This is a genomic window from Clostridium felsineum DSM 794, assembly GCF_002006355.2.
GTDB lineage: Bacteria > Bacillota > Clostridia > Clostridiales > Clostridiaceae > Clostridium_S > Clostridium_S felsineum.
In genome coordinates, this window is sequence record NZ_CP096980.1 from 2793517 (window position 1) to 2806227 (window position 12711).

General features: G+C 30.1%; 8 protein-coding genes. All 8 read right to left on the minus strand.

Annotated features, from left to right (window positions below; genetic code table 11):
- Window positions 1-213 precede the first annotated feature (213 nt).
- The gene (locus tag CLFE_RS13245) at window positions 214-693 is read right to left on the minus strand and encodes a cysteine hydrolase family protein (protein WP_077895036.1); all 480 of its coding nucleotides are present in this window, start codon (window positions 691-693) and stop codon (window positions 214-216) included.
- Between the two features lie 12 nt (window positions 694-705).
- Window positions 706-1605: an NAD-dependent epimerase/dehydratase family protein gene (locus tag CLFE_RS13250; RefSeq protein WP_077895037.1), complete on the minus strand. Its 900-nt coding sequence runs from the start codon at window positions 1603-1605 to the stop codon at window positions 706-708.
- Between the two features lie 29 nt (window positions 1606-1634).
- A complete protein-coding gene (locus tag CLFE_RS13255) occupies window positions 1635-6518 on the minus strand; it encodes a DUF4132 domain-containing protein (protein WP_077895038.1) in 4884 nt (1627 codons plus the stop codon).
- Between the two features lie 16 nt (window positions 6519-6534).
- The gene (locus CLFE_RS13260) at window positions 6535-6954 is read right to left on the minus strand and encodes a hypothetical protein (protein WP_077895039.1); all 420 of its coding nucleotides are present in this window, start codon (window positions 6952-6954) and stop codon (window positions 6535-6537) included.
- Window positions 6955-7141: 187 nt separating this feature from the next.
- The gene (locus tag CLFE_RS13265) at window positions 7142-9115 is read right to left on the minus strand and encodes a methyl-accepting chemotaxis protein (RefSeq protein WP_077895040.1); all 1974 of its coding nucleotides are present in this window, start codon (window positions 9113-9115) and stop codon (window positions 7142-7144) included.
- A 261-nt stretch (window positions 9116-9376) separates the two neighbouring features.
- The gene (locus tag CLFE_RS13270; RefSeq protein ID WP_077895041.1) at window positions 9377-10543 is read right to left on the minus strand and encodes an iron-containing alcohol dehydrogenase; all 1167 of its coding nucleotides are present in this window, start codon (window positions 10541-10543) and stop codon (window positions 9377-9379) included.
- Window positions 10544-10793: 250 nt separating this feature from the next.
- Window positions 10794-12008, minus strand: a complete 1215-nt coding sequence (locus CLFE_RS13275) for a sensor histidine kinase (RefSeq protein WP_077895042.1) — start codon at window positions 12006-12008, stop codon at window positions 10794-10796.
- A 27-nt stretch (window positions 12009-12035) separates the two neighbouring features.
- Window positions 12036-12701, minus strand: a complete 666-nt coding sequence (locus CLFE_RS13280; RefSeq protein WP_077895043.1) for a response regulator transcription factor — start codon at window positions 12699-12701, stop codon at window positions 12036-12038.
- Between the last annotated feature and the right edge of the window lie 10 nt (window positions 12702-12711).

The following is a 12711-nucleotide window of genomic DNA, read 5'->3' on the forward strand; positions in this document are numbered from 1 at the left end:
TCTTCATAGTATACAAAAAACACATACCTCCTAGTAAAAATGGAATAACTATAAATTTCTACTTTCCATGTACCTTTTATTATATTTATTAACATAAGTTATAAATATCCAATACCTTCATCATATAAATTTATTTTTTTAACACAAAACTCTCAAGAATTATTTACTTGAGAGTTTCATATTATACATTTTTCAAACTAATTTAATAGGTCATTATTCTAATGTTATAAACGCCACACCCATTTCCTTTAACTTCTTTTTAGTCTTTTTAAACTTTTCATAATTACCAACACCAATAAGTGCTTCATTAAATAAAACCTTATACTGATTATTTATTCCATCAATAGAAGAAGCACCCACACAATAATTGCCATCTACTCCTACTAATTCAAGTTCAGTTGCATTTATCTTTTGCAAATAATTTAATAACTCTTTATTAGAGAAACAGCTTGCTCTTCTTTTTTCAAACACATTGTTAGATACAACAGAAAGTCCAGATACTAATTTTTTAGGCTTTCTACTGATTTCCCAAAAGAATCTATTTACAATATAAATAACTGACTCACTAGGATATTCCAAAATTTTAGCATTAATAGCTTGTATAAGTTCCTTTGCTTTATATGGATACATCCTTTTATTCCTAGAAGTTCCTACATACTCTTCCTGCATATCTATCACTAACAAACATTTCATTAAAACACCTACTTAAAAATTTTGTTCAATAAATTTAATATAGTCTTTTTTTACAACTTCATCAGAATTATTTCTAAACCACTCATAGGATTCCTTTAATCCCTCAAACAATTTTTTCTGTTCTGGTAATAGTTTACTCTGTCTTGTAATATCCAATACATATTCATAATTATAAAAACTAAAATAGTCTCGTTGATTATCATGATTAGTAACATATACTTTTTCAAGAGGTGCCCCCACTACTTTATAGCATAGTTCAACAAAAGTATTTATATCCACTATTTCTTTATTTCCAACATTGAGCACATGTTCATCTGGATGACTTTCTAGAATTTTTTCAATAACCCTACATAAATCTTCTACATGAAAAAATTGTAGTTTCATTTTTCCATCATTGGGAATATAAAATTTTCTGTTCTTCAAAGCACATTCAAATACAAAAGATTCTCTATATACATTTTGCATTGGTCCATATAAATATGGTGGTCTTAAGATATATGCTTTGGGAACTCTTAAAAGTAAATATTCTTCTGCTTCAATTTTATCAGTTCCATATTTACCCCAAATAGAGTTCAAACCAAGCTTTTGATTTTCAGAAAAAGGCTGTTGGTTTGTTTCTGGATAAACAGCAGATGAACTAATAAATATATACTCCTTAAATTTTCCTACTGCCTCTAATAAATTTTTAATGTCTTTTTGATTATACCCGCATACATCAATTATGATATCAAAAGAATACTTGTTTAGACAATCCTTTAAATTACCTCTATCTGCACATATTAAATTAACATCATCTATCTGCTTCTTAGTTCCCCTATTTAAAACATATACTTCATGACCTTTTGTTTTAAAATATTTTGCTACATATTTACTAACAAATACAGTACCACCTGTAACTAATATTCGTTTCATAAAATTCACCCCCTAAACTTACCTTTTGATCATCTAATCTGCTCTAATATGCTTGGATCTTTTATCTTAGTATCCTCGGCTAGCAGTGTTATCTTTGTTATTATTTCAACGCTTCTTGGATCACTATCTATAAATGGCAGGAATATTCTTCCTCTATGCGAAGATGGAACTGAAAGTATATTTACTGCACCACTTCCCATTTTATGAACTATTCCACTACCTAAATGCACAGTATATTCTCCGTATTTTCCAGTGATATATGCGTGTGAGCCTTTTAACCTAACATTGGAAAGCTTCATAAGTTTTAATATCTCTTCTACAATTGCTGTTCTAATTTCAATAGTTGAAAGACTTGCTTCTGGATCTACTCCACCTACATGTGCAACACTTACAACTAAATCCATATCTCTCATTACCTCTGAAAAAATCAATTTTGATATCTTATCTAAACTTATAGGTTTATAGGTTTTTCTATCCTCAAATCTTAAAAATTGGAGCACAGGTGATTCCATGTCTGCTGGTGAAAACCAATTAGCCTCAGCATATACAGTGGCAATAATATTTTCCTTGTAATAAATCTTTTGTAGTCCTTCTTCATCACTTGCAATCCACCCTCTAGTCTTTAAAAGTGCTAAAGTCTTTTTAGGCTGTACTTGATGGCCTGCATATCTTCTGGACAAAGTTTTTTCCTTTAATTCATCAGAATTTGGAAGATATAATTCTCTAAATACTTGCTTAAAAGGTTGTACAATTTTCCTTGAGAATATATCCTTTTGATATTCCCTCCAAACCTTACCTTCATATAAATGAACAGGATGGGCTATTATGACATCATCATTTTCATTAAATTTATAGCTATCATTTTTATAATCAGTTAATGTATCCCTAACTAAATATCCAATAAAGTCTCCTGCTTTAAATAAAAGATTTTTAATTATCGGTTTTAACACTGGATTTTCACATAACTTTATAAGCTCTTCTCCTTTAAAGCTTTCTTTACTTTCCATTGACTCTTCGAAACTTTTTTTGGCCCTTAAGTATTGCTCCTTTAAGTCCTTCTTTAATTGCTTTATTTCTAATATATATTCATTTTTCTTAAGCTTTGTTGGAATGTTTTTTAATTGCTTTCCTGCTTTAGTGCATACCACATCTGCTTGTCCTAAATCATCAACCGTAAGCTTTACTTCAATGTCATCTATTAATTTTGGCTCTAAATAGGATAGTACACTTTGAATTTTAGCTGTTTCCATATTCCAAACTAATCTATTTACATCTGAAAAGCCAGCATTTCTAGCAAGGTTAAGTAATGCAATTTTTGCACTTCTAGCTTCGCTTGCTCTTCTTTGAGCGCCAAACTTTTTACTTTCCTTAATAAACTCCTGAATATATTCATAACGCTGTAATACATCCTTTTCATTCTTAACAGGAATTAATCCATAGGTAAGTAAATAATCCTTGTTTCTCTTATCTATAACTCTTTTTTTAACTTCTTTAAGCTTAAGCTTTCCTAGCGTAGCATCCGCAAAGAGCTGGGACCTTTTATGCATAGACCCTCCAGCAATATATTTTGCACTATCATATATTTCCTTAAATCTCTTTTGTCCAATTGTTTTATAAGCTTCCTTAAACCAAGCTTGGTCGAAGGCACCATCCTTTAAATCCCCTACTGATATAGGCGTATATCTTGCTATAATTGCAGCTTTCTCCTGTGAAAAGTAATCATTAACATGAGCATGAAAATATAAACAAGCTGACTTTAAACCATCATACCCTATATAATCTGAAACTATATCCAGCCACTGTGGTGAGTACATAGCAGCCTCAATCAACTGTTTTGTAGTTACTTTATTACCCTTTAGTGCTTTCTTTAAACTTTCCTTATTTTCTTCTTCTTTAGGATAACAGCATTTCAGTAAATGACTTAATATAGCTTTCTTCGTACAATCTCCACCTACATAGTTATATCCTCTTACATAGGTATCTTTCTCTGAATTTAATACTATGTTTGCAAAAATATTAACTCCATGACATTTTTGAATTTGAGCTGCTAGTTTTGTTACTTCTGTATCTAAATCGCCCCTTGCAGCTTCGATTTCTGCAATAACCTCTGCTGCTTTTTCACCTAATTTTAAAAGTTTTTTGTATTTTTCTACCCCTTTTTTGTAATATGAATTTGAACACGTAATACTATATATGTTTTCCGCACTTCTAGGCCTTTCAATAATTTCCTTAAAGCCCTCATTTTCATCAATAATTCCTAGTTCAAGTGCCCTGCCAAAATAATTTAGATTCAAAGCTCCCGGTGCATAGTAATTACTAGCTTTATAGTAATTATAGGCAATAGAGAAAGCTTCTTTAAAGGATTTCTCATCATCTTTTGAATTTTGTAGCATTGAGCTAATCCAATGTTGTATATGAGCTGCTGAAGCTACATAATTCCTGGTATTACTTCTACTGTAGCTGAAATATCTATCTTTTTCACAGTATTCCTCCAAATGCTTTTCAGTTGGTATTTTTTCATATATGTCCTGTACTATTCTTTTGCTAATTCTGAATTTTTCCTCTTTCGGAAGTTCATCTTCCAACAAGTGAATATAACCTTGCACATGCTTATAATATTTTTTGTTTTTTCTATCTCTTTTAAGTTTTTTAAAAATAACGTAATTGAAGTTACTTTCTAAAAAGTCCTCATACCAACTGTTATATCGTATATATTCTCCTTCATCAATCATACTTATGTAAAAATCAAGCTCCATTAGTTTCCACAAACCAAGTTGATTTTCCTTTGCAAAGTCTCTTACCTTATCTCCTATAGGATAATTATCTAAATTATTGATATTATTCTTCCTGTCAAAGGGAATAAGATAGTATGAACCACCTAAGGTTACTGTTGTCTTTCTATCATCCCATTCTGTCACTTCATATTCAAAATGACGATTTTCATGTATTAAATCAGTAAATTTATCAAAAATATCTTTTGCATACTCATAATCCATTGAAAACTCGTAGGTTACTTTTCTATCCTCTTCAATCTTTAGTGGAGTATATTCCTTAGAAGGCTTATACAACCCAAAGCCATTTTTAAAACTCCCTTTATCCTCACTTCTATTTTCAAATGTATCCTTTTCTATGTGAACATGCTCTAAACACTTTTCAATTATATCCTTATAGCTTGAGTTATTTTCAATATTTTTTACAATTTCTATTGCTGCTGTGCTTTTATTTTCTTCTTTACTTTCTGCTAAGCTTTTAACAGTATAATAAAGTTTTTCGCTTGGCTGTCTAATTAAAAGCTTTATTATATTTTTCCTTAAATCCCCATACTTATATTTAAGTAAATTTTGTATATAAATATAGTCTTCATCATTTAATTCTATACTTTTAACACTTTCAAAAGCCTTCATTCTTACCATTTGACTTCTATCACCTAAAGCTTCGATTAGAGCTTTCTTCTGATTTATATTTTGAGTATTTTTCAGAAATTCTTCCATAAAAAACACTCTTGTGTATACTTCCATTTTATTTTTATAAGCTATAAGTGTATCTATTATAGCCTGGTCTTTTGTAGTTCCTACTGCTATCATTAATTTTTCCACTAGTACCTTCACATCAAGGCTAACATTAATCCAAGGGAAAACCACTTTGCTGTACTTTATTTCTTTTTTTGGCATTGCATCAATAATTATCTTTAGCTTATCGAAAAGTTCTTTTCCATAATATTTACTTCCCAAGCTTTTATACCTCTTAAGCCCTCTTGAAGCATATCTTACACCTAGGTTATTAAATATATTTCTAACAGCTAAGGCTAATATCTCCAAATCCTTCTCTTCTAGCATTTCACAGAATTTCTTGTGCATTAAGGTATATTCCTGTGTTTCAAATAAAAATTCAAGTGCCAACAGTTTTTTATATTTATATTCACTTTTAAGTAAGCCCTCTAATATTTCTTCTGTGTCTTTAATTTCATCAAAAGCTACCGCCCAAAGGCCTATATAAATTAAAAGATTTTCCTTCGAAGCTATACAATTATTTTTATATTCTTCATCTATTAAACATGTATATGCTGCTTCAAAAGCCTTTTTTATAACCTTTGGCTTTTCCACCTCTAAATTTAGACCAGTCCATGTACAAAAAGCTCTAACTACAGAAGAAAATCTTATTAGATTGTTATCTATTATAATTTTAAGAATGTATATAAAACCTTTTCTAGAACCTTCATCAATGCTTTCAACTATTGACTGCCTTAACCCCTCTTGAAGCTTTGCCGCCAGTAAAAGCTCACCTATCATTTTATGAGCCTCGTAACTTTCACTCATTAAAAGACCTATAATCATTTCTCTCGTTATTATTGAAGTATTATTGTCGTTATATATAACCTCTTTAAGCTTATTTAAAACCTCATTTTCATTATTATCTATTTTTACTGCTATAATATCTGAAATAATACCAATGTATTTATATTCCTCACTTTGACCTTGAAAATATTTATCAAGTGAAAATCCTGACGCCACCCAATATGTATATTCCCTTAACTTATTAATGTTTTTATTAAGATACAATTTTGATTCTTTTTTACTTTTATAAGATCTTCTATATCCGCCCAAAGAGTAACAATAGTTTGAGGCTTTATTCCAAATTGTTTTAAATATTTTTGCATTTTCTTTATCAAGTAAAAGCTCCAAAAAACTGTACCTATCACCTTCAAATATTTCATCTATAGATTTAGTATTTTCAGTCCATAAAGCTTCTATAAGTTTCTCATAAGTAGCCTCTACTTTTCCATAGCCGGCCTCAATATAATTTTTAAAAAGCTCTATAATTTTTATTGCTTCACCATTTTCAACAGCTTCTTCGTTTAAAATCTTTTTTAAATGCTTTATAGTTACTTTTTCTCTTTCGTTATAATAAATCATATTATTTCTCCTTTGCCTACCACAATCTTCCTGATAGCATTGTAAATTTAATAAAGGTTAGAATATCTCCATCTCTTAAACCTATAGGTGTATCTAATTTTTCAGTTTCATTATCATTTATAAATACCTTATATATACCATCTTCAAAAGACACAAAAGCGTTTTGTAAAGCTTTACTTAAATTTTGTTTAGTGTCATTGTACATACTGCCAAATGCAATTTTACCAAGTTCCGCTTTTTCTTGTATTTCTTTATCAGTTAGATATTCTACTAGTTTTTCTTTTTTTAAATTATCATTAAAGTCTTTAACATTTTGAGTTATAACTTGCTCTATTAAGTCTCTTAAAGTATTGGGAACAACTTCTAAAATCATTTCTTCTTTTTCTATATAATTCTTCCGTGATCCTGCCTGTTTTACATTTAAATATATTTTCATATATCCTCCAAATATTTTTAAATACTTTTAAATATTGTAACAAAAAAACTGGCGATAAACCAGTTTTTTAAATGTATTCTTTATATTTAGAAAATTATCTTGTAAAATTTTAAGTTTTAATCAAAAGGGCCGTTACAAAACTAAAAATAGTTTTGTAACAGCCCCTCCCTTCAATAGCTTTTAAAGTTTACTCAGTTTTAAATTTTTTTGTTAATGAATTGAGATCTACCGCCATATTACCTAATTCTTGTGCAGATGCCGTCATTTCCTCTATGGAGGCTACTTGTTCTTCTGTTGCAGCCGATATATTTTCAATTTCTCCAGTTACTTTTCCTGAAAGTTTAATCATATTTTTAAGGCTTGAGTTTATATCCTTTTCTTCTTTATTTATAAAGTTAATAGATGAATTTACCGCTTCCATTGAAGTTTTTATTTGATCAATTGAATTAAATATTTGTGAGAAATATTCGTTGGTTTTATCAATTACAGAAACACCCTCTGAAACATCCTGCATACTCTTATCCATAACCTCAACAGCAATATTTGTTTCATCTTGTATTCCAATTACTATTTTACTTACCTGTTCAGCCGCTTCTCCAGACTGTTCAGCCAATTTTCTAACCTCATCAGCTACAACTGCAAATCCCTTACCTTGCTCTCCGGCTCTAGCAGCCTCTATTGCCGCATTTAATGCTAATAAATTTGTCTGCTCAGAAATACTTTTAATAACATTTGTTATTTCACCTATAGACTTTGAATACTCATCTAGCTTTTTAATTACGACAGCAGTTGAGTTAACTGACTTATATATATTATTCATGCTAGAGGTTACACTAGTAAGCGAAGTACTTCCAAGCTCTGATGAACTAGATGCATGCTTAATGGCATTTGATACAATTTTTGATTTTTCAAGCATATCATCCATGGTTCTATCTAAGTTAGCTACATTAGAATTAATGTTGTCTATACTTAAATGTACATTCTCTATGCCTTGAGATACCTCATTGGTATTATTAGCTGTATTCGTTGCTGCAATAGATTGCTGTTCAGAAACACTAACCATTTCATTTGAAGAATCTGATACCCGCTGAGAGTAATCTTTTATATTAATAACCATATCTCTTAAATTGGATACCATTTTTTCAAAAGATTTAGAAAGAATACCGAGTTCATCCTTACTAGAAATATCTATAGATTTTATACTTAAATTACCTTCTGATATATCATTTGCCGCATCTGCTAATACAGTTATTGGTTTAGTACCCTTTCCTAATATGAAGAATACTAATATACAAGTTATAGCCAATATAACAATTCCAATAACAGCTGTCAGTATAGAGCTATTTATACTACTTTTTATTGCAACATTCTTAGAAATTTCGGAACATATAAGCCAACCTGTTTTTTTATCCTTTACATAACTTATAAGCTTAGTAGTTCCATCCTTTGTTACCTCTACAGAACCATTATTACCTGAGAGACCGCTTTTTACAAAATCATACTTACTCATATCCGTTCTCTCATCTAAAGACTTAAAATCCTTTGTTGGATCAGCAATCATCTTTCCTGTAGAATCTAATATATAAACAGTTACATCCTTAGATGATAATTCTTTTACAAAATCCTTCATAATTGACAGTTCCATGGTACCTTGAATTACACCAACTATATCTCCTTTTTCTGAAGTTCTTATTGGATTAGCTAATACCGCAATAAGCTTTCCATTACCCTTAGATATAAGTATTTCAGATACTACATCCTCGTTACCCTTAATAGCTTTTTTATAAAAGCTACGATCTGCTACATTAGATAGAGAACTATTATCATCAGATCTAACTATCTGCTGTCCTGAACTATTTGTAACCACCATACTATTTATGTATGGATAGAGTTTAACATCTTCTGCTAGTACAGGCTTGATTTTATTTACATCTAAAGATCTAACTGCAGGATCTCTTGCTAAAACTTTTAGCCCTCCCATAGAATTTTCAATAATACCATTGATTTTTTCTTTTATAATTTGAGAAGTCTTATAGTTCTTATTTAATGCATTTTCAGTTGCAGCATTTTTTGAGAAATAAAAATTCAATACTAGAAAAAATATTAATGGTAATGTACTAGATATTATCAAAAGCATTGTAAGCTTTTTTCTTATACTCATTAAAGTTATCCCTCCTTAAAAGCCATTTAAAAGTTATATCGATTACGTTTAATATTAGCTTCAATGATTTTTATAGGAGTATTTGGAATTCCCTTCCTTTTTCAATGCTTCTTATTATTCACTACTTGTCTTAGATTTGTATTTCTCACTTACATATAGAGATATTTATTAAATAAATTTATTAATAAAAGAAGAAGGTTTCACATTCGCATAAAAAATAATATGCTAATATGAAACCTCCAATTATTTAATTTTACAGATTTACATACACTCTGTTAATATTGTCTCAATTTCCTTTGTAGTTAAAACTCGATATCCTCCTGGAAGAATAAAGCTTGATTTAGCTATATCTGAAATCATATCCTCTGTTACACCAAGCTCACTAATTTTCATAACAAGTCCTAATTTATTCATATATTCTTCCATTGCATCAAGACCTTCTTTTGCAACCTCTTCATCTGTTTTACCCTCTGGATTCACGTTCCATACATTGATAGCATATCTTTTGAATTTATTAAGACCATCCTTCATTATAAATCTATAATATGGTATAGATACTGCTGCTAAAGTCATGCCATGAGTTGCATTTGTATAAGCGCCTACTTGCTGTCCAATCATATGCACCATCCAGTCTGTTGACTTTCCCTTGGCTACAAAGGTATTAAGTGCCCATGTAGAAATCCACATAATATTACTTCTTGCCTCATAGTCTTCTGGATTTTTTACAGCAATTAATGAACTATGGATTAAAGATTTCAAAAGACCTTCCATTACATAGTCAGAAGTATTATCATCTGTGTTTGAAAAATATTGTTCTAAAATATGTGACATTATATCAAAAAAACCTGCTACCATTTGATATTTGGGAAGTGTATAAGTGACCTTTGGATTCATTATAGAAAACTTAGGGAATACATTTTCGCCAAATACTTTACCAATCTTCAATTTATCTTTTGTATTTGTAATAACCGCTCCACCATTCATTTCACTTCCTGTTCCTACCATTGTAAGAATTGTTCCTACAGGAACTACCTTATTATCTGGCTCTTCCATTCTGAGATAAAATTTCTCCCATGGATCTTCATTGCAGTGAATAGCTGCTGATAATGCCTTTGAATAGTCAACAACTGAACCTCCCCCAACTGCTAGTATAAAATCAATGTTGTTTTCACGAGCTAATTTAACTCCCTCGTATAGCTTATCTAATGTAGGGTTTGACATAACACCTGAAAGCTCTGTAACTTTTTTCGAACAATCCTTTAAAATTGTAATTACCTGATCATATATTCCATTTTTCTTAATGGAACCTCCTCCATATACGAGAAGAATATTTTCTCCATAATTTTTTAATTCACTAGAAAGATTACTGATAGCATCCTCTCCAAAATATAATTTTGTTGGATTACAATAACTAAAATTCCCTAACATCCTTTATTCCTCCTAATATCATATATTTACTTTTACTTAATTATTAAATATTATTTACAAACTGTATTGTTTTATTTCTATGAACAATAACTATCATACAACTTAAACTTAACTTTAAGTCAAGACTTTTTTTAATACTTTTCCCGTAAAATGAAAAGGTAATATTATACTAACAAAAGCCCCCAAGTGCTTTATTTTCACTTAAGGGTTCCTCAAACATATTAACCTTATACAATATTTTATTTTCTATCTAAATTAAAACAGTAAAGCAAATGGATTTGCCATCTTCACTTTTTGCAAAAATCTTTCCTCGATGCCTCTCTACAATAGACTTTGCAATTGAAAGTCCAATTCCATATCCTCCCGTCTCCCTTGATCTTGAAGAGTCTGACCTATAAAACCTATCAAATAGCTTATTTAAATTTTCTTTATCTATACTATCTACTGTATTATATACTTCTATCTTTATGCTTTTCTTTATACTCCTTAATGAAATTTTTATAGTTCCATTATCATTAGAATATTTAATAGCATTGTCAACAAGAGTAGAAATAAGCTGACGTATACCGTTTTCCTCTCCCTTAAACATAACACTAGATTGAACATCCATTAAAAGCTTTTTATTCTGCTTTTCTGCAATAACTTGAAAAGACTTGGTTATTTCAACTGCTACTTTGCTTAAATCAAAATCAGAAAATACTAAATCTAAATTTTCATTCATTTTAGAAAGCATCAAAAGATTTTTCACAAGCCTATCCAATCGATTAGACTGATTTCTAATACTTGTAATCCATTCATTTTTGCCAGAAGTAAGTTCAAGCACATCGGCATTAGCTGAAATTATTGCAAGAGGAGTCTTAATTTCATGTCCTGCATCTGTAATAAATTGCTTTTGTTTTTCCATACTTTCAATAATGGGATTAATTGCCTTTTTAGAAAAAACAGATACAAGAATAAATACACAAATTAAAGTTACTAAAGCAACAATACAAGAAATTATTAAAAATAATGTAGCTTGTTGTATTTGCATTCTACAATCTACAAATACAAGCATATAGCCATAAGGTTCATTTACAACAGAATATTTATATACATCTTTATAACCACTTTTTTTGCTGCCACTTAATATTTTATTAGCATATTTAATCACCTCTCCCGAAGTAACGGCAGCCACATGTTCCGCATCAATTTCTTTAATATTATTGTTTTTATCTACTTTCACCACAAAATATCTTGTTTGAAATTGTGTTTCAGGATTCATTTCAAAACCAAACTTTTGCATATCATCTCTTTTATAATTTGGAAATGCCCCTTGGTTTTCTGAGAGAATCTTAATCTCTTCATTTACCTTATGGTCCATCTGATAAAAACTAACTGCATTAATTGAACCAAGGAGAATAAACACAACCAAAGCTAGTGATCCCATTGTAATCATAATAAATCTTCTCTGTAATTTTTTCATCATTTGCATTAACACTCCTTGCCCTTTAATTTATATTTCAAGTATGTATCCACTATCAACCTCTTTAATTTTAATATTAGCTTCTAAAGCTTCCAGTTTCTTACGTAAATACGATATGTACACCCACACCACATTTATTTCAGCTTCTGAGTCCTTCTCCCAAACCCTCTCCATAAACTGCTTTACTGAAATTGAACGTTTGGTATTATTCATTAACATCTGAAGCATTTGAAATTCTTTATTTCCTAGTATAAGTGAAGATTTTTCATTTGATATTTCATAATTCTCCTTATTAAGGCTTATATTTCCCACCTTAATTAGGTTCGGTGTAAACTCAGATTTTCGTCTTGTCATAGCACGAAGCCTAGCAAGAAGCTCTCCCATAGCAAAAGGTTTACCTAAATAGTCATCCGCTCCTTTGTCTAGTCCTAAAATTCTATCTTCAATTTCCGCTTTTGCAGTAAGCATCAAAACCGGTGTACAAATTCCCTTTTCTCTTAATTGTTCTAATACCTCAATACCACTCATTTTAGGCATCATAATATCTAAAACAAGTGCATCATAACTTTCAGAAAATGCATGTTCAAGTGCCTCTGCGCCATCATATACAGCATCCACTGAATATTTATTAAACTTTAAAATAGCAACCAATGCATTTGATAATTCTTTTTCATCTTCAGCCAGTAATATCTTCATCCTTACTTTT